The 24823-nt window shown below is 65.9% G+C and carries 23 protein-coding genes and 1 riboswitch; of the genes, 14 read left to right on the top strand and 9 right to left on the bottom strand.

Annotated elements, in window-relative coordinates; translation table 11 throughout:
• The first annotated feature begins 282 nt into the window (after nt 1-282).
• The 7 genes from AC3A6F_RS05235 (at nt 283) to AC3A6F_RS05205 (ending at nt 12039) form a co-directional block, all read left to right on the top strand.
• Nucleotides 283-2955 carry a two-component system response regulator gene (locus AC3A6F_RS05235; protein ID WP_487678908.1) on the top strand — a complete coding sequence of 891 codons (2673 nt, stop codon included), beginning with the start codon at nt 283-285 and terminating at the stop codon, nt 2953-2955.
• 84 nt (nt 2956-3039) lie between these two features.
• Nucleotides 3040-5943, top strand: coding sequence for a M16 family metallopeptidase (locus AC3A6F_RS05230; protein WP_487678907.1), 2904 nt, complete (start codon nt 3040-3042; stop codon nt 5941-5943).
• A 94-nt stretch (nt 5944-6037) separates the two neighbouring features.
• The gene (locus AC3A6F_RS05225) at nt 6038-8167 is read left to right on the top strand and encodes a TonB-dependent receptor (protein ID WP_487678906.1); all 2130 of its coding nucleotides are present in this window, start codon (nt 6038-6040) and stop codon (nt 8165-8167) included.
• Nucleotides 8151-8423 carry an iron uptake protein gene (locus tag AC3A6F_RS05220; RefSeq protein WP_487678905.1) on the top strand — a complete coding sequence of 91 codons (273 nt, stop codon included), beginning with the start codon at nt 8151-8153 and terminating at the stop codon, nt 8421-8423. Before AC3A6F_RS05225 ends, AC3A6F_RS05220 begins: the two co-directional genes overlap by 17 nt.
• A 9-nt stretch (nt 8424-8432) precedes the next feature.
• Nucleotides 8433-9998: a PepSY-associated TM helix domain-containing protein gene (locus AC3A6F_RS05215; protein ID WP_487678904.1), complete on the top strand. Its 1566-nt coding sequence runs from the start codon at nt 8433-8435 to the stop codon at nt 9996-9998.
• The gene (locus tag AC3A6F_RS05210; RefSeq protein WP_487678903.1) at nt 9995-10276 is read left to right on the top strand and encodes a DUF3325 domain-containing protein; all 282 of its coding nucleotides are present in this window, start codon (nt 9995-9997) and stop codon (nt 10274-10276) included. The genes AC3A6F_RS05215 and AC3A6F_RS05210 overlap by 4 nt, the downstream gene beginning before the upstream one ends.
• Before the next feature lie 161 nt (nt 10277-10437).
• A complete protein-coding gene (locus AC3A6F_RS05205; protein ID WP_487678902.1) occupies nt 10438-12039 on the top strand; it encodes an alpha/beta hydrolase in 1602 nt (533 codons plus the stop codon).
• A gap of 34 nt (nt 12040-12073) precedes the next feature.
• Here AC3A6F_RS05205 and AC3A6F_RS05200 read toward each other — a convergent pair whose 3' ends face one another.
• The 9 genes from AC3A6F_RS05200 to glyA form a co-directional block, all read right to left on the bottom strand.
• Entirely contained in the window at nt 12074-12712 is a 639-nt protein-coding gene (locus AC3A6F_RS05200; RefSeq protein ID WP_487678901.1) for a riboflavin synthase, read from the bottom strand.
• A 31-nt stretch (nt 12713-12743) separates the two neighbouring features.
• Complete coding sequence (gene ribD, locus AC3A6F_RS05195; RefSeq protein ID WP_487678900.1) at nt 12744-13865, bottom strand: bifunctional diaminohydroxyphosphoribosylaminopyrimidine deaminase/5-amino-6-(5-phosphoribosylamino)uracil reductase RibD; 1122 nt, start codon at nt 13863-13865, stop codon at nt 12744-12746.
• Between the two features lie 9 nt (nt 13866-13874).
• Entirely contained in the window at nt 13875-14432 is a 558-nt protein-coding gene (locus AC3A6F_RS05190) for a GspH/FimT family pseudopilin (protein ID WP_487678899.1), read from the bottom strand.
• An 8-nt stretch (nt 14433-14440) separates the two neighbouring features.
• Complete coding sequence (locus AC3A6F_RS05185) at nt 14441-14893, bottom strand: type IV pilin protein (RefSeq protein ID WP_487678898.1); 453 nt, start codon at nt 14891-14893, stop codon at nt 14441-14443.
• Nucleotides 14890-15573 carry a pilus assembly PilX family protein gene (locus tag AC3A6F_RS05180; RefSeq protein ID WP_487678897.1) on the bottom strand — a complete coding sequence of 228 codons (684 nt, stop codon included), beginning with the start codon at nt 15571-15573 and terminating at the stop codon, nt 14890-14892. The genes AC3A6F_RS05185 and AC3A6F_RS05180 overlap by 4 nt, the downstream gene beginning before the upstream one ends.
• Before the next feature lie 7 nt (nt 15574-15580).
• On the bottom strand, nt 15581-16534 hold the full coding sequence (locus AC3A6F_RS05175) for a PilW family protein (protein WP_487678896.1): 954 nt from the start codon (nt 16532-16534) through the stop codon (nt 15581-15583).
• Nucleotides 16531-17067, bottom strand: coding sequence for a type IV pilus modification protein PilV (gene pilV / locus AC3A6F_RS05170; protein ID WP_487678895.1), 537 nt, complete (start codon nt 17065-17067; stop codon nt 16531-16533). The genes AC3A6F_RS05175 and pilV overlap by 4 nt, the downstream gene beginning before the upstream one ends.
• A gap of 110 nt (nt 17068-17177) precedes the next feature.
• A complete protein-coding gene (gene nrdR, locus AC3A6F_RS05165; RefSeq protein WP_123068688.1) occupies nt 17178-17645 on the bottom strand; it encodes a transcriptional regulator NrdR in 468 nt (155 codons plus the stop codon).
• A gap of 67 nt (nt 17646-17712) precedes the next feature.
• Nucleotides 17713-18960: a serine hydroxymethyltransferase gene (gene glyA, locus AC3A6F_RS05160; protein ID WP_320469133.1), complete on the bottom strand. Its 1248-nt coding sequence runs from the start codon at nt 18958-18960 to the stop codon at nt 17713-17715.
• Between the two features lie 109 nt (nt 18961-19069).
• Nucleotides 19070-19189: riboswitch (ZMP/ZTP riboswitch) on the bottom strand.
• A 169-nt stretch (nt 19190-19358) separates the two neighbouring features.
• Here glyA and AC3A6F_RS05155 point away from each other — a divergent pair.
• From AC3A6F_RS05155 to pal, 7 genes are all read left to right on the top strand, one after another.
• Nucleotides 19359-20105 (top strand): SDR family oxidoreductase, encoded by a 747-nt coding sequence (locus AC3A6F_RS05155; protein ID WP_487678894.1) that lies wholly within the window; start codon nt 19359-19361, stop codon nt 20103-20105.
• Nucleotides 20106-20342: 237 nt separating this feature from the next.
• The gene (gene ybgC / locus AC3A6F_RS05150) at nt 20343-20747 is read left to right on the top strand and encodes a tol-pal system-associated acyl-CoA thioesterase (RefSeq protein ID WP_487678892.1); all 405 of its coding nucleotides are present in this window, start codon (nt 20343-20345) and stop codon (nt 20745-20747) included.
• A gap of 23 nt (nt 20748-20770) precedes the next feature.
• The gene (gene tolQ, locus AC3A6F_RS05145) at nt 20771-21454 is read left to right on the top strand and encodes a protein TolQ (RefSeq protein ID WP_147933456.1); all 684 of its coding nucleotides are present in this window, start codon (nt 20771-20773) and stop codon (nt 21452-21454) included.
• A 30-nt stretch (nt 21455-21484) separates the two neighbouring features.
• Complete coding sequence (locus AC3A6F_RS05140; RefSeq protein WP_487678891.1) at nt 21485-21916, top strand: biopolymer transporter ExbD; 432 nt, start codon at nt 21485-21487, stop codon at nt 21914-21916.
• A 10-nt stretch (nt 21917-21926) separates the two neighbouring features.
• Nucleotides 21927-22925, top strand: a complete 999-nt coding sequence (gene tolA / locus AC3A6F_RS05135; RefSeq protein WP_487678890.1) for a cell envelope integrity protein TolA — start codon at nt 21927-21929, stop codon at nt 22923-22925.
• A 31-nt stretch (nt 22926-22956) separates the two neighbouring features.
• On the top strand, nt 22957-24228 hold the full coding sequence (tolB, locus tag AC3A6F_RS05130; RefSeq protein ID WP_123068695.1) for a Tol-Pal system beta propeller repeat protein TolB: 1272 nt from the start codon (nt 22957-22959) through the stop codon (nt 24226-24228).
• A 34-nt stretch (nt 24229-24262) separates the two neighbouring features.
• Nucleotides 24263-24787 carry a peptidoglycan-associated lipoprotein Pal gene (pal, locus tag AC3A6F_RS05125; RefSeq protein WP_487678889.1) on the top strand — a complete coding sequence of 175 codons (525 nt, stop codon included), beginning with the start codon at nt 24263-24265 and terminating at the stop codon, nt 24785-24787.
• Nucleotides 24788-24823: the final 36 nt, after the last annotated feature.

The raw sequence follows: 24823 nt of genomic DNA, 5'->3' as shown, positions 1-24823 counted from the left end.
ACTGCATTGTCGGCCCCTCCCTCTCCCCAATTCGGCAGCACAGCCGCCTTGTCGCGTCAACTGGCGTTACGATTGAGCAACAACTAGTGATTTTACGGCTTTAAATTGTTAAGCTCGATGTTTTCACGTGCAACATCGTACTGTGTCCACACACAACTGGATTATTATTAAGACATCTTTACCGCACCCATCCAGGCGGTGCGGCCCATTTTTCGGAGTTGCCATGCCGGTAGCCGTCCCAGTCAGCCATCCAGGCGCCGCCCCATGCGGAGGGCGGTGCTGATGGCCACGATCCTGATCGTCGACGACCGTCCGAGCAACCGCAGCTATCTCGGCGCCCTGCTCGGCTACACCGGGCACCGGATCCTCGAAGCCGAGGACGGCGCCCGCGCGCTCGCCATCACGCGCGCCGAGCGGCCCGAGCTGATCATCACCGACATCCTGATGCCGACCATGGACGGCTACGAATTCGTCCAGCAGCTGCGCGCCGATCCCGCCCTGCACGCGACCCGCGTCATCTTCTTCTCGGCCGTCTATTCGGAGCGCGAGACGATGGCGATGGCAGCGCGCTGCGGCGTGACCACGGTATTGGGCAAGCCTTCCGAGCCGCAGCGCATCCTCGACGCGGTGGCCGCCGAACTGGGCGTGATGCACGGCGCGCCGGCGCCGGCGCTGCCTTCCGAACGCGAGAACGACCGCGACCTGCCGTTCGACCTGTGCGCGCGCCTGTCCGAGCTGGAGCGCATGTGCATGATGCTGGTGGGCGAGCGCCGCGTCGAGGCCCTGGCCGATGCCTTCGTGGACGCCGCGCGGCGCGTGCTCAACGCCGACTGCGTCGCCCTGTGCCTGCTGGCCAGCACCGAGCGCACGGTGCGCCACCTGGCCACCCATGGCGTCGAAGGCTGCCTGCTCGAGTCCTATGCGCTCAACGAGCGAGACCTGCCCGGCGTGCTGCTGCGTGCCCGCGCCCCGCTGCGCCTGGACGGCGACGACGCCCTGCTGGCCACCCTGCCCCAACACCACCCCGAGGTCGGCCACCTGCTCGGCCTGCAGGTGCACGACCTGCAGCATCCGCTCGGCTGGCTGTATTGCACGCGCCGGGTCGGCACGGCGCCGTTCTCGGACGAAGAGGAGCGCTGGGCCACGGCGCTGGCGGCCCAGCTGGCGGTGGCCTACGAAAACCTGAACCTGTACGAAGTCGTGCAGCGTCACGCCGCCCAGCTGCAGCTCGAGGCGCTGGCGCGCGCCGATTCCGACGCCGCGCTGCGCGACAGCGAGCACCGGCTGGAACTGGCGCGCCAGGTGTTCGACAGCACGCAGGAGGCGATCCTGATGACCGACGCCGACGCCAGGATCGTCGCCGTCAATCCCGCCTTCGAGGAAATCACGGGCTATCGCGAAGCCGAGGTGCTCGGCCGCAGCCCGGCCATGCTGCGCTCGGGACGCCACGATCCCGCCTTCTACCGCGCGATGTGGGACTGCCTGGAACACGAGGGCCAGTGGCGCGGCGAGGTCTGGAACCGCCGCAAGAACGGCGAGATCTACCCCGAGCGCACCAGCCTGAGCGCGGTGCGCGACGACCATGGCAGGATCACCGCCTATGTATCGGTGTCGACCGACCTGTCGGCGCTCAAGGCGGCCCATCACCAGCTGGATTTCCTGTCGAACCACGACGCACTGACCCTGCTGCCGAACCGCTCGCTGTTCAACGACCGCATGCAGCAGGCGCTGGCTGCCGCGCGCAAGGACGCGACCCAGGTGGCGCTGCTGCTGTTTAACGTCGACCGCCTGTCGCGCATCAACGATAGCCTGGGCCATGCGGCCGGCGACGCCGTGCTGCGCGAGGTGGCGCACCGCGCCGGCGCGGTGGCCGGCGCGACCGATACCGTGGCGCGCCTGTCGGGCGACGAATTCGTGCTGCTGCTGACCAGTTTCGACGACACCGACGACGTGATCTATTGCGCCCAGCGCCTGATGGAAGCCGTGTCCCAGCCGCTGCTGGTCGGCGAGCACGACGTGGTGGTCACCGGCAGCATCGGCATCAGCGTCTATCCGCGCGACGGCGACGTCCCGGGCGACCTGCTGAAAGCAGCCGACGCCGCGCTGACCCTGGTGAAGGAATCTGGCCGCAACGGCTTCAGGTTCTTCAAGGGCGAGATGAACGCCGAAGCGCTGCGCTGGCTGGCCCTGGAGACGCGCCTGCGGCGCGCGATCGAGCGCGACGAGCTGACGCTGCACTATCAGCCGCAGGTCTCGCGCCTGGATGGGCGCGTGGTCGGCATGGAAGCGCTGCTGCGTTGGCGCAGCGACGAGATCGGGTCGGTCTCGCCCGCCGACTTCATCCCGCTGGCCGAGGACACGGGCCTGATCCACCCGATCGGCGAATGGGTGATCCGCCAGGCCTGCTTCCAGAACAAGGCCTGGCAAAACGCCGGCCTGGGGCCGGTGCGGGTGGCGGTCAACGTCTCGGCCAGCCAGTTCAAGGCCGGCAGCGTGGCCCAGGTGGTGCGCACCGCGTTGCGGGACAGCGGCCTTGAAGCGCAATGGCTCGAAGTCGAACTGACCGAGAGCGTGATGATGGGCGACAGCGCCGCGGCCGAAGCCCAGATGGCCGAGCTGCGCGCGATGGGGGTCTCGCTGTCGCTGGACGACTTCGGCACCGGCTACTCGTCGCTGGGCTACCTGTCGCGCTTCCCGCTCGATAAACTCAAGATCGACCAGACGTTTGTCCGCAATATCGCCACCGAGCAGCGCAGCGCCGCCATCGCCCAGGCCACGATCGCCCTGGCCCAGGGCCTGTCGCTGGCGGTGGTGGCCGAAGGCGTGGAAACGGTCGGCCAGCGCGATTTTCTCGGCTCCCTCGGCTGTGACGTGTTGCAGGGCTATCTGTACGGGCGGCCGGTGCCGGCCTTCGAAATGGCCCAGTTGCTGGCGAAAGGACGGGTCGTGCTCTGACAGGTTTAGGGCAGCCTTAAGCTCATCCGTGCAGGCCCTCGCGCCATGTAGAATGCAATAACCAAGTCTTCCGGGAACCATTGAATGAGCAACAACTTCGTACGCGGCCTGCCGTTGATGGCGCTGGCCGCGATACTGGGTCTGTCCCCGCTGGCGCAGAGCGCGCCGCAGGCGGCCCAGGCGCCGGCGCTGCAGATGGAATCGCCCATCCCGGTCGGCCCGCAGGTCAAGGTCGGGAAACTGGACAACGGTCTCACTTACTACATCCAGCGCAATGCGCGCCCCGAACGCAAGCTCGAACTGCGGCTGGTGGTCAAGGCCGGCTCGATCCTCGAGGATGAAGACCAGCGCGGCCTGGCCCACTTCGTCGAGCACATGGCCTTCAACGGCACCACCAACTTCCGCAAGCACGAGCTGGTGTCCTATCTGCAGTCGATCGGCGTGGGCTTCGGCGCCGACTTGAACGCCTACACCTCGTTCGACGAAACCGTCTACATCCTCCCGATCCCGACCGACAAGCCGGAACACGTCAGCAAGGCCTTCCAGGTGCTCGAAGACTGGGCCCACGGCGTGCGCTTTGATGCCGATGCCATCGAGAAGGAGCGCGGCATCGTGCTGGAAGAGCTGCGCCTCGGCAAAGGCGCATCGGACCGCATGGGCAAGCAGATCTATCCGCGCCTGTTCAACGGCTCGAAATATGCCGAGCGGTTGCCGATCGGCCGCGAAGACGTTCTACGTAATTTCAAGCCAGAGACCGTCAAACGCTTCTACCGCGACTGGTACCGCCCCGACCTGATGGCGGTGGTGGTGGTCGGCGACGTCGATCCGGCGCGCGCCGAGAAACTCGTCAAGCAGCATTTCGCGCGCCTGAAGAACCCGGCCAATCCGCGCCCACGCGACTACGCCGCCATTCCGGCGCGCGCCGATACCGAGGCGCTGGTCGTGACCGACCCGGAAGCCAACGGCAACGCGGTCCTGATCCGCTACCCGGTGCAGCCGGTGCGCGAGCTGGGCACCATCGGCGCCTACCGCGAAGAACTGGTGCAATCGCTGTTCGGGACCATGCTCAACCAGCGCCTGGCGGAACTGGCCCAGCTGCCCGACGCGCCCTACCTGGGCGCGGGCAGCTCGCTCGGCAAGCTGACGCCGCGCTACCACTCCTATAATTCGTCGGCCGCCATCGGCCCGCGCGGCGCCTTGCCGGCGATCGCAGCCCTGGTCCAGGAAAACGAGCGCGCGCGCCAGCACGGCTTCGGCGAGCAGGAACTCGAGCGGGCCAAGAAAAACCTGATGCGCACCTACGAGCAAGCTTGGCTCGAGCGCGCCAAGAGCGACTCGGCGACCTACGCCGCCGAGTACATCCGCAACTTCCTGCAAGATGAGGCGATCCCCGGCATCGAGACCGAGTGGCGCTACGTGCAGCAGCTGGTGCCGGGCATTTCGGTCGCCGAGATGAACGATTATGCGAAGCGCACGATCCCGGCGGATTCGGGCAAGCTGGTGTTGTATACGGGCGTCAGCAAAGGCGACCAGCAAGGCGACGCGCCGACCGGCGCGCAGCTGCTGGCGGCGGTCAGTGAGGCCGCGCGCCAGCCGGTGGAGCGGCACGACGAAAAACTTCTGGCGACGCGCCTGATGGAACGGCCGGCGCAGCCGGGCAAGATCACCGCCGAGCAGCACGACAAGGCGCTGGGCCTGACGCGCCTGACCCTGTCGAACGGGGTCAAGGTGATCCTCAAGCCCACGGACTTCCGCAACGACCAGGTGATGCTGAGCGCGGCCCGTCCCGGCGGCCAGAGCCTGTTCCCGGACGGCGACATCCTCAATGCGCGCTTCTCGAACGCGATCGTGGCCAGCATGGGCGTGAAAGACTTTTCCCCGCTCGACATGCGCAAGATCCTGGCCGGCAAGGCGGCCGGCGTGACCGTGGGCCTGGGCAGCTATAGCGACGTGATCGCGGGCGCTTCGGGCGCCACCGACATCGAGACCATGCTGCAGCTCTTGTGGCTGAAGTTCGCCGACGTGCGCCGCGACGAAGGGCTGTTCCACGCCTACATCGACAAGCAGGCCGAGATCGCGCGCAACCAGAGCGGCCTGCCGGGACGCTACTTCAACGACGCGCTGGTGGCGGCCCTGTACAACAACCACCCGCGCGCACCGCGCACGCTCGACGCCGAGGAATTCTCCAAGATCGACCTGGACCGCAGCATCGACATCTTCCGCCAGCGCTTCTCGAGCGCCAAGGACCTGACCTTCATCCTGGTCGGCAGCTTCGACGAACAGAAGATCCGGCCGCTGCTGGCGACCTACCTCGGCACCCTGCCCACGCCCGACATCCCGGTCGCCTTCCGCGACGTTGGCCTGCGTCCGGCGACCGGCATCGTCAAGCGCGAAGTCCGCAGCGGCTCCGAACCGAAGAGCAGCATCGCGCTCAACTTCACCGGCCCGGCCGAATTCACCGAAGCCGAGCAGCTGCGCCTGTCGGCGCTGATCGAAGTGACCAATCTGCGCATCATCGAGGTGCTGCGCGAGAAGATGGCGATGATCTACGGCGGCGGCGCCAGCGGCACCCTGAGCAAGATCCCGTACGGGAACTACTCGGTCGGCATCAGCCTGCCGACCGGACCGGAACACGTGGACAAGGTGATCGCCGCAACCTTCGCCGAGATCGCGCGCCTGCAGGAACACGGACCGGACGCGGCGGAGCTGGACAAGGTCAAGACCGGCTGGATCCAGAACCACCGGCGCTCGCTGCGCGAGAACGGCTACTGGGTGGCGAACCTGCAATCGGCGCTGACCGAGGGCACCGATCCGGCGTCGATCCTCGCCGTGGAGAAGCAGGTGCAGGCCCTGACGGCGGACGACATCAAGACGGCGGCGCGCCGTTACTTCAACACGAACAACTACGTGCAAGTGATGCTCAATCCGGAAACGCAGGCGGCGTCCAAGGTGGCCAAGGCCGGCAAGACGGGCGCCGCAGGGAGCTGATCTCCGGCCATCGACCGACAGCCGATGGTGGATTGACATCGCCCTCCGATCTAATTGATAATAGTTCTCATTATCGATTAGATCGGAGCAGTTCGTGCAGTCATCGCAGGCCTTTCCCTTCACGCGTCGTCCACTCGCGACGCTCATTTCACTCACCATACTGGCGGTCTCCGCCCAGGCCCAGGCCCAGTCGGCCGATGGCGACGGTGCCGTGGTCGTCATCGCGGCCTCCCGCTCCAACGTCGAAGTGGACAAGGCGCCGCAAACGGTGGTCGTGATCCGCAAGGAAGACATCGCCCGCCAGCTGACCATTTCCACCAACACGTCCGACGTCCTGAGCAACCTGCTGCCCTCGTACACGCCCAGCCGCGGCAAGATGAACGGCTCGGGCGAGACGCTGCGCGGACGCACCCCGCTGATCCTGGTCGACGGCGTGCCGCAATCGAATCCGGTGCGCCCCACCGGGCGCGAGGCCCACACCATCGATTATGCGATGGTCGACCGCATCGAGATCGTGCAGGGCCCGAACGCCATCAACGGCCTCGGCGCGACCGGCGGCACCATCAACATCATCACGCGCCGCCCTGCCCCGGGCAGCTTCAACCAGCACGTCGACGTGCAGGTGACGACGCCCACCTCCGAGGTGAACGGCGACCTGCTCGGCTACAAGACCACCTACCGGCTCGACGGCCGCGGCGACAAGCTCGAATATCTGTTCTCGGTAGGCTACGAGGACCAGGGGCTGTACCTGGACGGAGCCGGCCGTTCGATCGGGGTCGATGTGACCCAGGGCGACCTGATGGACTCGCGCAGCTACGACGTGCTGGCCAAGATCGGCTACCGGCCGGACGAACACCAGCGCCTGCAGTTCTCGGTCAACCGCTACCGCATCAAGTCGAAGGCCAGCTACCTCGGCGTGCCGGGCGACCGCGCGCGCGGCATCCCGTCCACCTCGGTCGAGGGCACGCCGCCCGGCACACCGGCCTGGAACGATGTCTGGACCACCAGCGCCAGCTACACCCACACCAGCCTGGCCGGCATGGAATTGTCGGCTATTGTCTACAGCCAGGAATTCGTCGGCCTGTTCGGCGCCGACAATTCGGCCACCTTCCAGGACGTGACGATTGCGCCGCGCGGGACCCTGTACGACCAGTCGCGTTCGGTCGCCTCGAAGTACGGCAGCAAGGTCGGCCTGACGAAAGAAGGCCTGCTCGATGGGCGCGTGAAGCTCACCGTCGGCTTTGACACGCTGGTCGACGAGGGCAAGCAGGATATGTACGGCACCGGGCGCACCTTCGTGCCCGAATCAAAGTACAGCAACCTGTCGCTGTTCACCCAGGGCGAATTCAGGCTGCTCGATAAGCTGACGCTGCACGCCGGCGCGCGGCGCGAGAATGCCGACCTCGAAGTCGACAGCTATCGCACGCTGGCCGCCTACAACAACACCTTCGTCGAAGGCGGCAAAATCAAGTTCAACGAAACGCTGCTCAATGCGGGACTGGTGCTGGAGCCGCTCAAGGACGTCACCCTGTACGCCAATTATTCGGAAGGCTTCGGCCTGCCGGACATCGGCCGCACGCTCCGCTCGATCAACACGCCGGGCCAGAGCATCGGCAGCCTGCGCAACCTCGAGCCGATCCTGACCGATGGCGTGGAAGCCGGCGCCCGCGTGCGCAAGGGCGACTGGGAATTCGACGCCAGCTATTACCGTTCCGATTCGGACTTCGGCGCGCGCGTCGTCTCGGTCGGCGGCGTGTTCATGATGGCGCGCGAAAAGACGCGGCTCGAAGGCGTCGAGGCCAAGGTCGCGCACCGCTTCAATGCCGCCCACCGCGCCAGCGTCTCGTATGCGCGTACCAAGGGCCGCTACGACAGCAATAACGACGGCAGCCTGGATGCGAAGCTCGACGGCCTGAACGTCTCTCCGGACCGCGTGCTGGCCAGCTGGACCGCGAACTGGAGCGACCGCCTGTCGTCGCTGGTGCAGGCCCAGCATGCGTTCTCGCAGGACTTTGACGATCCGGCAAAACGCTTTTCGGGCTATACCCTGGTCGACGCGGCGCTGACCTACAAGCTGCGCAAGGGCGACCTGCGCCTGGGCTTCGCCAACCTGCTGGACAAGGACTACATCACGTACTACTCGCAGAGCGCGCTGGTCGAGCCGGCCCGCTACTTCGCCGGCCGCGGCCGCACCGTGACCGTGGGTTATGCGCTCGGCTTCTGAGCGCGGCCTCCGGATCGTCGGCGCGGTGGTGGGCGGCTATCTGCTCACCGTGTTGACGGTGATCGCGGCCGGCGCCGTGCTGGCCCGCCTCGGCATGGCGCGCTCGGAAGCCGTCGCGCTGTCCTCGATGCTGGGCTTCGTGTTCTATCTCGCGCTGCTGGTCTGGGCGTTCAGCGTACGTCCCGCGGCGCGGCTGTGGATCGTGCTGGTAGCCGGGGTGGTCTTGACAGTCGCCGTCATCCACGTGGTTGACTAGGAGGGCGCCATGGAAGACACCTTGCGCAAATCGATGGCCTGGCTCCACACCTGGGCCGGCGTCGTGCTGGGCAGCGTGCTGTTCGCCGTGTTCTGGATGGGCACCCTGAGCGTGTTCGATCGCGAGATCGACCGCTGGATGATGCCGGCCACCCGGCTCGCGCCCGCAACCGCGCCGATCTCGCTCGACGCCGTCGCGCGCACCGTGCAGCCGGCGGTGCCCGCTGGCGCCAGCCAGTGGCGGGTCGACCTGCCGACCCAGCGCACCCCGGTGCTGCGCTTGACCTACAAGGCCGGGGATGACGAGCCGGCGCCGCGCCAGCTGGATCCGCAGCGGCTTGCCTTCCTGCCTGAGCAAGGCACGCTGGGCGGCAGCGGCTTTTTCTTCCCATTTCACTACGGCCTGCACCTGCAATGGAAAGAGGTCGGCAAGTGGATCGTCGGCGTGGCGGGCATGGCCATGCTGCTGTTGCTGGTCTCGGGCGTCATCGTCCACCGCAAGATATTCGCCCAGTTCTTCACCTTCCGGCCCCGCAAATCCCTGCAGCGCAGCAGCCTGGACCTTCACAACCTGGTCGGCGTGCTGGGCCTGCCCTTCCACTTCATCATTACGCTGTCGGGCATGGTCATCTTCATGATGATTTATTTTCCCCAGGCGTACACCGGCGCCTACGGTGAAGGCAAGGCGGCCAAGGCCGCGTTCTTCGCCGATGCCTATGGCAAGTACAGCCGGCCCAGGGCCAACGCACCCGGCGCCCTGGCCTCGCTCGATGCGATGGCCGACACGGCCCGGCGCGAGTGGGGCGGCAGGCAGCCCGAATCTCAGCCATATTTCGTGCGGGTCTGGCACCCGGGCGACGCCAACAGCTACGTCGAACTGCGCCGCTCCTACGCGCGCGAGGTCACGATGAACGTGGACCAGATCTTCTTCGACGCGGCCAGCGGCCAGGTGCTGCACCGCTTCCAGGCGGCGCCCGTGATGTCGGCCCAGCGCTTCATCTCGGGCATCCACTTCATCCAGTTCGAGCACTGGACGCTGCGCTGGTTGTACTTCCTGGCCGGGCTGGCGGGCTGCGTGCTGATCGCCACCGGCTTCCTGTTCTGGCTCGAGGCGCGCCGCGCGCGCCATGCCGCAAAGGGACTGGCCGGGGTGCGCGTGGTGGAAGGTCTGACGGTCGGCAGCGTCACCGGGATCGTGATCGCCACGCTGGCATTCATGGCCACCAACCGCTTGCTGCCGCCCGCGCAGGGACTGGGCGGCGAAGCGCGGGCGGCGCTCGAGGTCTGGACGTTCTATCTGGTGTGGGTGGCCGGCTTCGGCCATGCGTGGTGGCGTGGCCGCGCGGCCTGGCGCGACCAGGCCTGGGCCATCTGCCTGCTGGCCGTGGTGTGCGTGCTGCTCAATGCAGTCACCACCGGCGACCATCCGCTCCAGGCGCTCGCAAGCGGAAGCTGGGCGGTGGCGGGCGTGGACTTGCTGCTGCTGGCACTGGCAGTGCTGGCGGCGTGGTGTGCACGCCGCCTGGCCGTCAAACCGGTCCGAGGCGGCGCCCGCCAGGCCGGGGTGCGGGCATGACGGCGCTGTTGCTGGTCGCCGCCTGCCTGGCCAGCTATGGCGGCTTTGCCTGTCTGGCGCTGGCCATGCCGGAGCATTGGGAACAATGCGGCGGCGGGTCGCCGCGCGCCGCCGCGTGGCGCTGGCTGCGTCCCGCCGGCCTGGGCCTGCTGGCGCTGGCCTACGGCCTGTGCGTCTGGCGCGACGGCATCAGCTTCGGCAGCCTCCTGTGGACGGTGCTGATCTCGGCGGCGGCGCTGGCGGTCGCCTTCACCCTCACCTGGCGCGCGATGCGCTGACTTCCCCCTGCATCCCTCCGCGGCCACGCCGCCATGTTCCCACAATGCTCAAGGCTGAAACTAGGCACTTCTGAGCGGTCGTCCACTTAACCGCTCTGCTCCGCTAATTTGTATTCCTGAAGCAATACTTCAGTCAATCAGATAGAAAGGAAGCTGCTTGGATGAAAACATCAAATACGCGCAAGGCTTGCGGTCGGCGTTGGCACATGGCCGGGATAGCAAAACTCGTGGCGCTGAGCCTGATGCTTGGCGCCTGTGGCGGCAACTCCGGCCCGGGTCAGACGCCGACGCCTGGCGATGTCTCGCCAGGGTTGGCGCGCTTCTACGACCAGCAGCTGACGTTCGGCCCCTGCGACAGCTACGCCGCCACGGAGGCGCAAGCCAAGGAATTCGCCGACAAGACCTTGACATGCGCCCGGCTCCAGGTGCCGCTCGACTATCAAAATCCGGAGGGAAGAACGGCGCAGATCGCACTGCTGCGGGTGGCGGCGAAGGGCGAGCCGGGCAACCGGATCGGCTCGATCCTGCTCAACCCGGGCGGCCCCGGCTTTTCTGGCATGGGCTATGCGGCGACAGTGGCGGACGCCCTGGCCGATAGTCCGATCACGCGACGGTTCGACCTGATCGGGTTCGACCCGCGCGGGGTCGGAGCGTCGATACCGGCATTGGACTGTTTTACAGATGCCGAGCGCGAGGCCGACGTGACACTCTCCACGCTCAACTCCGGGGTCGCCGACTACACCGAAGACGAGACCCGCCAGGTCTACAGCAAGTGCGCCGCGCGTTCTGGCGGCGAGGACGTGCTGGCCAACGTCGGCACCCGCGATGTGGTCCGCGACATGGACGTACTGCGCGCCGTGCTGGGCGACGACAAGCTGACATTCGCCGGCGCCAGTTACGGCACGCGGCTGGGCGCCGTGTATGCCGAAATGTTCCCTCAAAACGTGCGGGCGCTGGTGCTCGACGGTGCAGTCGACCCTCTGACCGGCACCGCCGCGCGTCGGCTGGTTCAGTTCGCGGGCTTTCAACGCGGCTTCGACAATATGGCGGCCTTCTGCGCCAGGTCGCCAGACTGTCCGCTCGGTACCGATCCCGCGCAGGCGACCGCCGCCTTCCAGCAGCTCTTGCAAGCGCTGATCGACAAACCGATCGTCACCGCCCCCGGGCGCAAGCTGACCTACACTGCCGCACTCAACGGCCTGGTCCTGCCCCTGTACAGCGAGTCGGGCTGGCCAGCCGTCATCCAGGGCATCGGCGCACTGAAAGCCGGGCGTGGCGAACCTCTGATGCTCCTGCGTGACCTGGCCCAGTCGCGTCATGCCGATGGCAGCTACGGCAACGCCAACGAGGCGCAAATCGCGATCGAATGTCTCGACGAAGAACGCCATACTCCCGAGGAGGAGAGCGCGATGAAGCGCGCGGTTTTTGAAGTTGCGCCCTTCCTGGCCACAGGCCGGCCCGTCCAGGCCCGTGATATCTGTGAGGCGTGGCCAGTAAAGCCGACGCTTGGCTATCCCTATGCCGTCAATATCGAGGGACTTCCGAAAACACTGGTCGTGTCAGTCACCCGCGACCCGGCGACTCCGCACGAAGGGGGGATCAGCCTGGCCAGGACGCTTGGCGCCAGCCTGCTCACCGTCGAAGGCGAACAGCACGGCGTGGCCCTGATCGGCGGGAATGCGTGTGTCGATGGAATCGTCGCGGACTATCTCATCGACCTCGAGTCTCCCGCGCCTGACAGCCGGTGCACATTGCAGGACTGACGGGCCTGACGACGGTCGATGCGCACCGCGGTTCTTACAACGGGACGCCGCCGGATCTTGCCAGCATGCGCTCGACGTAGCGCGCGATCAGGTCGATCTCCAGATTGACCTGCGATCCGGCCTTCAGGTGCTTGAGGGTCGTGACCTCGATCGTGTGCGGAATCAGGTTGATCGAAAAGCGGCACACCTTGTTGGCGCGCGCGTCGAGGTCCTCGACCCGATTCACGGTGAGCGACACGCCATTGATCACGACCGAGCCCTTGTAGGCCAGGAACTTGGCCAGCTCCTGCGGCGCGTCGACGATCAGTTCGAACGACTCGCCGACCGGCTCGAAGCTATGTACCACGCCCAGGCCATCGACATGGCCCGATACGAGGTGGCCGCCCAGGCGCTCGGCCAGCGTCAGGGCCTTTTCCAGGTTCACTTCACCCTGGGCTTCCAGGCCGACCGTCTTGTTCAGGCTCTCGCGCGAGACGTCGACCGTGAAGGCCTTGTCGGTCTTTTCGACCACGGTCATGCAGGCGCCGTTGATGGCGATCGAGTCGCCCAGGGCGACGTCGGCCAGTGGCAAGGGGCCGGCATCGACGACCAGGCGCACGCCGGCGTCCAGGCCGCCCGCCAGCGGCGCGACGGAAGTGATGTTGCCGACGGCGGCGACGATTCCAGTAAACATATGATTCCTTCGTGTTAAATCAAATTCAGTTTCAGGCGGCCGGCTCGACGAAGCGGGCCAGGATGCGCAGGTCGTCGCCCACGCGCGCCACGTCGTAAAAGCGCAGCTGGCGGCGGTCCGCCAGGCGCTCGAGCGCTGGCAGGTCGAACATGCCCTGCCCCGGTCCGATGAGGCTCGGCGCCAGGTAGGCCAGCAGCTCGTCGACGCAGCCTTCGCGCACCATCGAGGCGTTCAGTTTTGAACCCGCCTCGACGTGCACTTCGTTGATCTCGCGCCGGCCCAGCTCGCGCATCAAGGCCGGCAGGTCGACCTTGCCGCGCGCGTTCGGCAGCGTCAAAACCACATGGCCGGCCGCCGTCAGGGCAGCGGCTTTTTCCGTGTTCTCGACGGCAGCGACGATCCAGCACGGTTCGCCCTGCAGGATGCGGGCGCCGGGGTCGATCTCCAGGCGGCTGTCGACGATCACGCGACGCGGCTGCAAGGGCGTCTCGACGCCGCGCACGGTCAACTGCGGATCATCGGCCTTGACGGTCCCGATGCCGGTCACGATCGCGCTGGCGCGCGCGCGCCAGGCATGGCCGTCGGCGCGCGCCGCCTCTCCCGTGATCCACTGGCTCTCGCCACCGGCCAGCGCGGTGGCGCCATCCAGGCTGGCCGCCACCTTCAGGCGCACCCACGGCAGGCCACGCACCATGCGCGAGAAGAAGCCGACGTTCAGCTCTTGCGCCGCCTCGGCCAGCACGCCGGCCTTGACCTCGATACCGGCGGCTTCGAGCTGGGCCAGGCCGCGGCCGGCCACCAGCGGATTCGGATCGACCATGGCCGCCACCACCCGCTTCAACCCGGCCTGCACCAGGGCGTCCGAGCATGGCGGCGTGCGGCCATGGTGGCTGCACGGTTCCAAGGTGACGTAGGCGGTGGCGCCGCGCACGTCGTTGCCGCGCGCCGCGGCGTCGCGCAGCGCCTGGATCTCGGCATGCGCCTGGCCGGCGGGCTGGGTGTGTCCGGCGCCGATCACGATGCCGTCCTTGACGATCACGCACCCAATGCGCGGGTTCGGCGCGGTGATGTACATGCCACGCGCCGCCCAGTCCAGGGCCAGGGCCATGCCGTCGGTATCGTTCAGGATCAGTTCGCTGTAGCTTGTCGGCATGTCTTTCCTTCAGGGCGGCGCCGCGGCGCCGTCGCACCCGTCTTCGCGGGCGGGGTTGCACAGGCGTGCGCGCCCGAGCATATTGATTTTAATACGGCGCACCTGGCCGCCATGGAATAGCGACAGCGTGCCAAGGCGCGATGCGGCGCTGTTGGTGTCGCTGCAGCTGCGTCCCGCGCCATTGTAGGCGATGTATTGCGGCGGCGCAGGGCTGGTGAAGGAATAGCTGACCTGCATTCCGTTCGGCAGAGGCGAGCGCACGGCCAGGATCTCGTCGCCCTCCCCCGGCCGGCGGTCGCCGTCGCGATCGACGTAGACGGTCCAGCCGCGCGACCAGTCGCGGCCCGCCTCGTCGTTGGGCGTGAGCTTGACCCGCTCGTTGCGCGCAATCGCCTGCGAACGGGTGAGCTGGATCGCCCCATGCAGGTCGCCCGAGGCGGTGCGCAGCTGCTGGCTGCGCACCAGCGCACGCAGGTCGGGCGCGGCCACCGCCGCCGTCACCGCGACCATGCCCAGCACCACCACCAGCTCGGCCAGGGACAGGCCGGCGGAGCAGCGCAGTCGCATTGTTGGCCTCATGGCCAACAGCGCGACGACGGACCGCTGGCCGCTTGCCGGCCGGCACTGTCGAGCGTCAGGACGCCGCAGTCGGGATCGGCGAAACCGGCATCGACATTGGCGGTGCCCGGCCGGGCGCGCAACTCGATGCAGTGGGCGATATCCTGGCCGGGGCAGGCGTCGCCGTCCAGCTCATAGGCGCTGGTGGCGGCGCTGTTGCCGGTCCAGGCCGGGAATTGGGCGGTGTCGGCGTCCTCCGTATCGATCGAGAACGCCAGATAGGAATGGTGCAGCGCGCGGTATTGCTCCTGGCGCTGCATGAGGTCCAGCAGCGCCAGCTGGGCCTCGATGCGGCGCGCCTTCACGATCTGCTGCGTATATGAGGGATAGACGAGCGCGGCCAGGATGGCAAGGACGGCCAGCACGGCCATCAGTTCGACCAGCGTGAATCCCTTGCTGCCCTGCCTCATCGTCTGCCCTTTCCTTTCGGGTGGCCCGCCGCGCTGGCGGTAGAGGCAGGCATTGCGAACGCTTCACTCCAGTTCCCCAGCTCACGCCAGCCGACGCGCCGGCCGGGGGCGCCGTCGGGCGGCTTGCGGTAATAGGCCTGCAGCGCGGCATGGGTGCCGGGCATGCTGCCGGCGCCGCGCGCCGTGATCCGGTACAGCTGACCGTCGGGCGCCGCCGGCATCAGCTCGACCAGATAGCGCGGCGCCGCGAGTGGCAGCGCGCCCTCGCCTTCCGGCATGCTCAAGCCGGTAAAGCTGCCGAACAGGATGGCCGGGCCGTCGTCGTCGGCCAGCAGTTCGGCTAGCTGGTCGGGATTGGCCGCGTAGGCGCACAGGCCGCTGTATGGCCGTCCGCCACCGCAGCCGGCGACGAAAGCGTCGGCGCTGCCGCCGGCGATGGCGTTGGCCCGCGCCGAACCAGGCTCGGCGCCGCCTTCGATGTCCCGCTCCGCATCCACGAGCGCGGCGTCGGCCATCTGCAGCGCCAGCACGCGGTCGCGTTCGTGGGCGGCGGCGCGCGCCCCCTGCAAGGCGCCGCGGGTGGACGCAATGCCGGTCATGAGCACCGCCAGCATCAGCACCAGGGCGGTCAGGAGCGCAATACCGCCTTCCCGCCGGGAAGGTGAGTCAAGGGTATCCATGCGAAGTTCACTCCGGCGCCACCGGCAAGGCGATGGTCGCGCCGTAGACCTTGCGCATGCGTGGCTCGCGGCCTTCGTCGAGCGCCGTTCCCGTCAGCCGCGTGCCGTGGTCGCCAGTGGAAAAGGCAGCGCCATGGTCTGGCCCGAACAAGTCGTAGACGATGCTGGCGTCGGCGCCGGGATTGAGGCGCGGGCCACGCAACAGCAGCGCGACCCGCACCAACGCCACCCGCTTCCAGTGCGTGCGCTTGCGCAAGTCAGCCGCGCGTTCGTCGGGCGTGGCGCCGGCCAGCACCAGCGCCGCATCGAGCGCGCCCAGCTCGGTCGCATTGACGTAGCGCTCCGGAACCCGGTCGCCGTCGGCATCCAGGCCGTACAGCACCTGGAAGCCGTCGACGCCGCCCGCCACCGCATCCGACGACCAGCTGCTCGCGCCCCGGTACTTGCAACGCAGCTCGGCATCGCCCTGGGCATTGCGCGCGACGTAGAAGATGCTCCAGCCTTCTTCGTCGCGATGCACGGGGAAGCCGGCGCAATCGAGGGTGTCGCCATCGCCATTGGGCGGTGCGCCGCTGCCGGGAAAGCGCAGGGCCAGCACGTCGCTGCCATTGGCTTCGTCGGGCAGGACCGCATCGATGCCGGCGCCGGTGCGCTCCAGCGAACTGGCATCCAGGCCGGCCAGCCGCGCCGGCGCTGCCGCCGCCGCCGCTGCCGGATCGGCGCCGGGATGCGCGGCCCAGTCGACGTGCGCCGCCAGGCGGATGGCGCGCGCCAGCGCATCGACGGCATAGCGGCCGCTATCGTCCATCTCGGACGCTTCCATCACGGCGGCATGCGCGCGCACGCTGGTAATCAGCAGCGAGCCACTGGCCAGCAGCACCGCCAGGCCGAGCGCCATCGCCACCATCAGTTCGACGATGGTCAGGCCGGCCTGACGCCCGCGCGGGTTGAAGACACTCATCGCGCCACCAGCAACATGTAGCCCGGGCCGTCATCGGTGCCATGCCAGCCGATCTTGATCGCCACCGGGGCAGTCGCATCCCCGCTGCACGCCCATCGGTAGCGGCTGTGCGCCGCATCCCACGGCGCGCCGTCGCGGCACACCGCGATCCGACCCGCTGGAAAACCCCGGTGCAGCGCCAGGCGTGTCTCGCGCAGATCGTAGGCGGCCAGCGCCAGCGGATCGCAGGCGCCCGCGCCAAAACACGGCGCGCCACCCGCGGGCGGGCCAGCATCGAGCGCCTTGTAATCGAGCGGAAAATAAGGGTTGGCGCCTTCCGGCAGGCTGGCCACGTGGGTGTTGGCCTGCATGCGTGCGGCCAAGGAGGCGGCCAGCAGCGCCGCGTCGGAACTGAGCGCCGCATGCTGGCGCGTACGTTGCGCCGCCAGCTGGGCCGCGCTGGCGCCGACCACGCCGACCGCGAGCACGAACATGGCCACCAGGACTTCGATCATGGTGAAACCGCCCGGCCGGCCGGGGAGATGCGCCTGCATGCCTATCCTCCGCTAACGATGTGCGAGCAGAGAAGTTATCAGACAGGACTCAGGCGCCCATGCGTGGACGCAAGGATGCGCAGGGCGAAAAAAGGAACTTGGAAACGACGTCAGTTGTCGAGCTTGCGCTGGTGGCCGACTTCGGCCAGCGCCGCCTGGAAGGAATCCAGGTCCTCGAAATTCTTATAGACGGAAGCGAAGCGGATGTAGGCGATCTTGTCGAGACGCTTGAGCTGTTCCATCACCAGCTCGCCGACATACACGCTGTCGACTTCGCGCCGGCCGCTGGTGAGCAGCTTTTCCTCGATCGAGGCGACCGCGCCGTCGATCGCCTCGGCCGAGACCGGGCGCTTGCGCAGCGCCAGCATCAGGCTGCCGCGCAGCTTGGAGGAGGCGAATTCGGTGCGGCTGCCATTCTTCTTGACGATGATCGGCATCGACAGCTCGATGCGCTCATAGGTGGTGAAGCGCTTGTCGCACTTGCCGCAGCGGCGCCGGCGCCGGATGGCATCCCCTTCCTCCGATACGCGGGTATCGAGGACTTGTGTTTCTTCATGCTGGCAAAAGGGACATTTCATGGCGCCGGGGCTGCAGTATTGCTGGATGATGCGACCGAACCGGCGAACCGGTCCGGGAGAATTGCAATTAACGCGCGTAGACCGGGTACTTGTCGGTCAGCTTCTTGACTTCGCCCTTGACGCGCTCGATGGTCGCGGCGTCGTGCGGGTTGTCCAGCACGTCGGCGATCAGGTTGCCCACGGTGACCGCGTCTTCTTCCTTGAAGCCGCGGGTGGTGAAGGCCGGGCTGCCCAGGCGGATGCCCGAGGTGACGAATGGCTTCTGCGGGTCGTTCGGGATGCCGTTCTTGTTGCAGGTCATGTGAGCCTGGCCCAGGATCGCTTCCGCTTCCTTGCCGGTCAGGCCCTTGGCGCGCAGGTCGACCAGCATCACGTGCGATTCGGTACGGCCCGACACGATGCGCAGGCCGCGCGCGATCAGGGTTTCAGCCAGGGCTTTTGCATTCTTGACGACCTGCTTCTGGTATTCCTTGAACTCCGGCGACAGCGCTTCCTTGAACGCGACGGCCTTACCGGCGATCACGTGCATCAGCGGGCCGCCCTGGATGCCAGGGAAGATCGCCGAGTTGATGGCCTTCTCGTGCTCGGCCTTCATCAGGATGATGCCGCCGCGCGGGCCGCGCAGCGATTTGTGGGTGGTCGAGGTGACGAAGTCGGCGAACGGCACCGGGTTCGGGTATTCACCGGCGGCGATCAGGCCGGCGTAGTGGGCCATGTCGACCATGAAGTAGGCGCCGACATCCTTGGCGACCTTGGCGATGCGCTCGAAATCGATGCGCAGGGCGAACGCCGACGCGCCGGCGATGATCATCTTCGGCTTGTGCTCGTGCGCCTGCTTTTCGAGGGCTTCGTAGTCGATGTCTTCTTCTGGGGTCAGGCCGTACGAGACGACGTTGAACCATTTGCCGGACATGTTCAGCGACATGCCGTGGGTCAGGTGGCCGCCTTCGGCCAGCGACATGCCCATGATGGTGTCGCCCGGCTTCAACATGGCGAAGAACACGCCCTGGTTGGCTTGCGAACCCGAGTTCGGCTGGACGTTGGCGGCTTCGGCGCCGAACAGTTCCTTGAGGCGGTCGATCGCCAGCTGCTCGGCGACGTCGACGTATTCGCAACCGCCATAGTAGCGCTTGCCCGGATAGCCTTCGGCATACTTGTTCGTCAGCTGCGAGCCCTGCGCTTCCATCACGGCCGGCGAGGTGTAGTTCTCGGAGGCGATCAGCTCGATGTGGTCTTGCTGGCGAACGTTTTCTTTTTGAATTGCATCCCACAGTTCCGGGTCGATATTGGCGAGCGTATGATCTTTGGCAAACATGTAAAACTCCAATCGATAGTAATCCAGGCAACTGGTGGCATGGGAAGGCGGGAGCCGGGGCGGGCCGTAGGCACGGGCGCAGGCAACCGCGATCGAACGCGTACCGGTTGATGGCTGCCCAGGCGAACGGCGTATGGCGTCTCACGTTCCCCGGTGGGTGCCCACCTTTGCCGCGCCGTGCATCCGAATGGTGCGCACACGCGGTGTTTCGCCAGTTACGTGAGACGTAAGGACTCCAAATTGTACTGAACTCCCCATCGTAGGGCAAGGAAACCGCTGTGCCGGCCGAGAATGCCCGGCCATCAGCGGACTCATAGTCGTTTCGGCTACAATTTTACGGTTCGGCAGTGCGCCTTGCCTCTCTCGCCTGTCACCCTGTTGCCACCCAAGGACCCATCATGAACGTCTTCATCACCGGCGCATCGGCCGGCTTCGGCGCCGAAATGGCGCGCACTTTTGTCTCCCACGGCCACCGCGTCGTCCTGGCCGCGCGCCGCACCGACCGCATCGCCGACCTGGCGCGCGAACTGGGCGAGGCCGCCCTGGCCGTGACCCTGGACGTCACCAGCCGCGCCTCGATCGAGGCCGCCGTCTCTGGCCTGCCGCCCGAATGGAAACAGATCGACGTGCTGGTGAACAATGCCGGCCTGGCCCTGAACACGGCGCCGGCCCATGAGGTGCCACTGGAAGACTGGGACACCATGATTGCGACCAACTGCCAGGGCCTGGTGACCATGACCCGCGCCGTGCTGCCGGACATGGTGGCGCGCGGCAGTGGCCTGGTGATCAATATCGGCTCGGTGGCCGGCCACTATCCTTACCCGGGCGGCAATGTGTATGGCGCCACCAAAGCCTTCGTCGAGCAGTTCACGCTGAACCTGCGCGCCGACCTGGTCGGCACCGGTGTGCGCGCCACCAATATCGCGCCCGGCCTGTGCGGCGGCACCGAATTCTCGAACGTGCGCTTCAAGGGCGACGACGCGGCCGCATCCAAGGTCTACGAAGGCACGCAACCGCTGACAGCGAAGGACATCGCCGACACCGCCTTCTGGATCGCGACGCTGCCGCCGCACGTCAACGTCAACAGCATCGAGCTGATGCCGACGTGCCAGGGATTTTCGCCGTTTGCCGTGCGGCGGGGATAACCGACCCTGTATCCTCCCCCATAGCTGGCTATGAAGACCAATCCCTCACCAATCATTTGTGAGAAAGTGTTACAGTGATTGGTCTTTTAACTACGTTTCAAGTCTACTACTGCTCAAAAGCACCACACCGTGCTATCAGTACGTAAAACTTTTCCACTTTCAACGTACGTCAGCGTACATATTAAAGTGGAAAGTCGCGTAAAATATTTCCCGTTTTCATTAATTCGGCAACAAAGAATGCCTTCAGTGTACAACTGGCCAGTCAGGGTTTATTACGAAGATACCGACGCCGGAGGCATTGTCTATCATGCCAATTACCTGAAGTATTTCGAGCGTGGCCGTACCGAGTTCCTGCGCGCGCTCGGAATCGAACAACAAGCACTGATCGACGCCGGCCATACGGCCTTCGTCGTCAGGAGCATGACCCTCGATTACCGCTCGGCCGCCCGTCTCGACGATGAACTCTGCATCCGCACCAGCGTGGCAAAAGTGGGCGGAGCTTCGGTTCAGTTTCTCCAGGAAGCATGGCGCGGCGAGGTGCTGCTCAATTCGGCCAACGTGAAAATCGGCTGCGTTGACGTCAGAACCACCCGCCCCCGTTCCCTGCCCGACGACGTGGCTGCTAAAATGCGTGCCGCCTGAATATTTACACAAATAAGCTTACGATGACTGCAACCCACGACCTTTCGTTTGTCTCCCTGATCGCCAATGCCCATATCCTGGTGCAGCTGATCATGGCTTTGCTGCTGTTGCTGTCGATCGTGAGCTGGACTTATATTTTCCGTAAGATCTTCGCAATCCGCGCCGCGCGCGCGCAGACCGAACAGTTCGAGCGCAGCTTCTGGGCTGGCGGCAACCTGCACACCCTGCACCAGAGCGCCAGCAGCCAGCGCGACCAGAGCGGTCCCCTGGCCCGCATCTTCGAAGCCGGCATGGGCGAATTCATCAAGGGCAAGCAAGCGTCGCGCGAAGCGCTGGACATGAACTCGGTGCTCGACGGCGCCCGCCGCGCCATGCGCGCCTCGTTCCAGCGTGAACTCGACACCCTCGATTCGCACCTGAACTTCCTGGCTTCGGTCGGTTCGGTCTCGCCGTACATCGGTCTCTTGGGCACCGTGTGGGGCATCATGAACTCGTTCCGCGGCCTGGCCAGCGTCGAGCAAGCCACCCTGGCGGTGGTCGCTCCCGGCATCGCCGAAGCGCTGATCGCGACCGCGATCGGCCTGTTCGCCGCCATCCCTGCCGTGGTCGCGTACAACCGCTTCACCCACGACATCGACCGCCTGGCGAACCGCTTCGAGAGCTTCGTCGAAGAATTCTCGAACATCCTCCAGCGCCAGTCGCGCTGATCCGCCCACGAGAACCGGGAGAGCATCGGGATGTCATTTTCCAGCAGCATGCGCGGCGGACGTCGCCGCAAGTTCAAGTCCGAGATCAACGTCGTGCCGTATATCGACGTGATGCTGGTGCTGCTCATCATTTTCATGGCGGTGCCTGCGAATGAGGCGCCGAGCGTCGTCAATCTGCCGCGCGCCGAGAAATCCGCGCTGCCGCCGGACACGTATATCCAGATTTCGATCGAGCCGGGCAACAAGCTGTCGATCGGCGTGCACGGCAAGGTAAAAGTTGCCCAGGACGAAGTGGCCGACCGCTCCGCCCTGCTCCAGCGCCTGCGCGCTCTACACGAAGAGAATCCGGACTTTCCGGTCCTGATTGCAGGCGACCGCGACAGCAAGTACGACGACGTGATCCAGCTGATTTCGGAAGCCAAGAAGATGGGCATCAACCGGGTCGGCCTGGCCACCCAGTGACGCCGAAGATATGACCGCAAAGAAGTCAGCCAACGACGGCGCGCCCTACTACGTGCCGCCAGAACCGAAACCACTGCCATCGTTCCTGCTGGCGGTGGCGGTGCACGCGGCGCTGCTGGCCTTCCTGGCGATCGGCGTGAGCTGGCAAAAGGTCAATCCGGTATCGGTCGAGGCCGAGGTGTGGGATATGTCGGTGCAGACCGCCGCGGCGCCCGAATTGCCGCCCGAGCCGGCGCCGGAACCTGAGCCGGAACCGGAACCCGCGCCGGAACCGCCGCCGCCTCCTCCACCACCGGAGCCGGTGGTGGAGCGTCCTGCGCCGACGCCCGATCCTGAGATCGCGCTGCGCGAGGAAAAGAAGCGCAAGGAAGAAGAAGCGAAGAAGGCTGCTGCTGAAGACAAGAAGCGCAAGGAAGCCGAGGAGCGTAAGCGCGAAGAGGCCGAGCAGAAGAAGCGCGACGAGGCGGAACAGAAGAAACGCGACGAGGCGGAAAAGAAAAAGCGCGACGAGGCCGAGAAGAAGAAACTCGAGGAAGCCGAGCGCAAGAAGCAGGAAGCCGCCGACAAGAAGAAGGCCGACGCTGCTGCTGCCGAGAAGAAGAAAAAGGACGCTGCCGCAGCCAAGGCCGAAGACGCACGACTCGACAAGCTGCGCAAGGAAGAACTGCAGCGCATGGCTGGCGCCATGGGCAGCGGTGGCACCGCCGCGAAATCGACCGGTCCGCGCAGCGACGGCGGTTATATCGCCGCGATCACGGCCGCGATCAAGAGCGCGACGGCCTATCCGGGCAATACCGATGTATCCGGCAATCCGCGCGCCACGTTCCGGGTCGAGCAGCTGCCAACTGGCGAAATCATGTCGGTTCGCCTGGTGAAAAGCAGCGGTGTGCCAGAATTTGACAGAGCAGTGGAAAATGGTATCAAGAAAGCATCTCCACTTCCCAAGAAGAAGGACGGGACCGTGGAGCGTACGCTTGACGTGAATTTCTCGATGAAAGATTACGATTGATTCGGTTCGAACCAGTTTTACTAGAGACACCATGAAAAAACTTCACATTTTGCTGTTCAGCGTTTCCCTGGCGATAGGGACTACAGCCAATGCGCAGATCCAGATCGAAATCGCCGGCGTCGGTAGCAACCAGATTCCGGTGGCCATCGCCGCCTTTGCCGACGAATCCGTCGCGCCCGATAAAGTCTCGGCCGTCATCCGTGCCGACCTCGAGCGTAGCGGCGTGTTCAAGGTCATCGACGCCGGCCAGGTGATCAGCGACGCCGACGTCGGCAAGGTCAACCTGGGCGCATTCAAGGCCAGTGGCGCAGACGCGCTCGTGGTCGGCAGCGTGGCGCGGCAGCCGGACGGCCGCTTCGCGATCCGCTACAAGCTGCTCGACACCGTCAAGGGCGGCGAAATCTCGCAGCTGGGCGGCGAAGTCCAGCCCCGCTACACCCGCCTGCAGGCGCACCGCATCGCCGACGACGTCTATGAAAAGCTGACCGGCGTGCGCGGCATCTTCTCGACCCGCATCGCGTATGTGAAGGAAGACCGCGCGGCGAGCCGCTTCGCGCTGGCCGTGGCCGACGCCGACGGCGAGAACGAGATCATTGCCACCCAGGGCAAGGAACCGATCATTTCGCCGGCCTGGTCGCCGGACGGCATGAAGGTCGCCTACGTCTCGATGGAAAACCGCAAGCCGGTGGTCTATCTGCAAGACCTGATGACCGGCCGCCGCAACGTGATCTCCAACCAGAAGGGCAACAATTCAGCGCCTTCCTGGTCGCCGGACGGCTCGACCCTGGCCGTCGCCCTGTCACAGGACGGCAATACGGAAATCTACACCGTCAATTCGAGCGGCAGCGGCCATCGCCGCCTGACCAATAATCCCGGCATCGATACCGAGCCGCAGTTCTCGGCCGACGGCCAGACCATTTACTTCACGAGCGACCGCAGCGGCGGTCCTCAGATCTACAAGATGAGCGTCTCGGGCGGCAACGCCACCCGCGTGACGTTCAACGGCAACTACAACATCAGCCCACGCGTGTCGTCCGACGGCAAGACGCTGGCCTGGATTTCGCAGCGCGGCGGCGCTTTCTCCTTATACGCGATGGACCTGGCAAGCGGCCGGGAACTTCGCCTGGCCGATGGGGCCACCGAACCGAGTTTTTCGCCTAACGGCAAGTACATCATGTATGCAACCAAGGGCGGCGGGCGCGTCTCGCTTGCAGTGGTGTCTGTGGATGGACGGGTCAAGCAACGCTTGACGACCAAAGCGGGAAACATTCGGGAGCCCAGCTGGGGTCCTTTCATGAAGTAAGAAGTAAAACCTTAACCAGAACAGGAGAAAATCCATGCGCAACTTCAAGAGTCTCGCCTTCATCGCTTCCGCTGCCGCCCTGCTGGCCGCTTGCTCGTCGCCAACCAAACTGGAAGACACCCCAGTCGTTGAAAAATCGCCAGAGCCAGCAGCACCAGTGGCTGACGCACGTGACATCCGTCCAGTGGAAACCGGCACCGTCGATCCACTGAACGATCCAAAAGGCGTCCTGGCCAACCGTAGCGTCTACTTCGACTACGACAGCTTCGTGGTGCGCGCCGACGGCCAGCCAGTGGTGCAGAACCACTCGGGCTACCTGACCAAGAACACCTCGCGTAAAGTCCTGATCCAAGGCAACACCGACGAACGCGGCGGCACCGAGTACAACCTGGCCCTGGGCCAGAAGCGTGCTGAAGCCGTCCGTCGCTCGATGGCATCGCTGGGCGTGTCGGAAGGTCAGATGGAAGCCGTCTCGCTGGGCGAAGAAAAGCCGAAGGCAACCGGCAGCAACGAAGAAGCCTGGGCTGAAAACCGCCGCGCTGACATCGTTTACCAGTAATCAATACGGCTGACTCAGCCGATTGACAGGGGGCGG

This window comes from Massilia sp. Soil_C_3, assembly GCF_057657035.1.
Note: the sequence above shows the minus strand (reverse complement) of the source record. Positions and strands in the feature narration are given on the sequence as shown.

Bases quoted from the DNA above. Each gene is read 5' to 3' on its own strand.
- AC3A6F_RS05200 (WP_487678901.1), bottom strand. From the start codon at position 12,712: ATGTTTACTGGAATCGTCGCCGCCGTCGGCAACATCACTTCCGTCGCG.
- tolB (WP_123068695.1), top strand. From the start codon at position 22,957: ATGAAAAAACTTCACATTTTGCTGTTCAGCGTTTCCCTGGCGATAGGG.
- AC3A6F_RS05155 (WP_487678894.1), top strand. From the start codon at position 19,359: ATGAACGTCTTCATCACCGGCGCATCGGCCGGCTTCGGCGCCGAAATG.
- pilV (WP_487678895.1), bottom strand. From the start codon at position 17,067: ATGCAGGCGCATCTCCCCGGCCGGCCGGGCGGTTTCACCATGATCGAA.
- nrdR (WP_123068688.1), bottom strand. From the start codon at position 17,645: ATGAAATGTCCCTTTTGCCAGCATGAAGAAACACAAGTCCTCGATACC.
- AC3A6F_RS05205 (WP_487678902.1), top strand. From the start codon at position 10,438: ATGAAAACATCAAATACGCGCAAGGCTTGCGGTCGGCGTTGGCACATG.
- tolA (WP_487678890.1), top strand. From the start codon at position 21,927: ATGACCGCAAAGAAGTCAGCCAACGACGGCGCGCCCTACTACGTGCCG.
- AC3A6F_RS05210 (WP_487678903.1), top strand. From the start codon at position 9,995: ATGACGGCGCTGTTGCTGGTCGCCGCCTGCCTGGCCAGCTATGGCGGC.
- glyA (WP_320469133.1), bottom strand. From the start codon at position 18,960: ATGTTTGCCAAAGATCATACGCTCGCCAATATCGACCCGGAACTGTGG.
- tolQ (WP_147933456.1), top strand. From the start codon at position 20,771: ATGACTGCAACCCACGACCTTTCGTTTGTCTCCCTGATCGCCAATGCC.
- AC3A6F_RS05140 (WP_487678891.1), top strand. From the start codon at position 21,485: ATGTCATTTTCCAGCAGCATGCGCGGCGGACGTCGCCGCAAGTTCAAG.
- AC3A6F_RS05220 (WP_487678905.1), top strand. From the start codon at position 8,151: ATGCGCTCGGCTTCTGAGCGCGGCCTCCGGATCGTCGGCGCGGTGGTG.
- ribD (WP_487678900.1), bottom strand. From the start codon at position 13,865: ATGCCGACAAGCTACAGCGAACTGATCCTGAACGATACCGACGGCATG.
- AC3A6F_RS05230 (WP_487678907.1), top strand. From the start codon at position 3,040: ATGAGCAACAACTTCGTACGCGGCCTGCCGTTGATGGCGCTGGCCGCG.
- AC3A6F_RS05175 (WP_487678896.1), bottom strand. From the start codon at position 16,534: ATGAGTGTCTTCAACCCGCGCGGGCGTCAGGCCGGCCTGACCATCGTC.
- AC3A6F_RS05190 (WP_487678899.1), bottom strand. From the start codon at position 14,432: ATGCGACTGCGCTGCTCCGCCGGCCTGTCCCTGGCCGAGCTGGTGGTG.
- AC3A6F_RS05235 (WP_487678908.1), top strand. From the start codon at position 283: ATGGCCACGATCCTGATCGTCGACGACCGTCCGAGCAACCGCAGCTAT.
- AC3A6F_RS05180 (WP_487678897.1), bottom strand. From the start codon at position 15,573: ATGGATACCCTTGACTCACCTTCCCGGCGGGAAGGCGGTATTGCGCTC.
- AC3A6F_RS05185 (WP_487678898.1), bottom strand. From the start codon at position 14,893: ATGAGGCAGGGCAGCAAGGGATTCACGCTGGTCGAACTGATGGCCGTG.
- AC3A6F_RS05215 (WP_487678904.1), top strand. From the start codon at position 8,433: ATGGAAGACACCTTGCGCAAATCGATGGCCTGGCTCCACACCTGGGCC.
- ybgC (WP_487678892.1), top strand. From the start codon at position 20,343: ATGCCTTCAGTGTACAACTGGCCAGTCAGGGTTTATTACGAAGATACC.
- pal (WP_487678889.1), top strand. From the start codon at position 24,263: ATGCGCAACTTCAAGAGTCTCGCCTTCATCGCTTCCGCTGCCGCCCTG.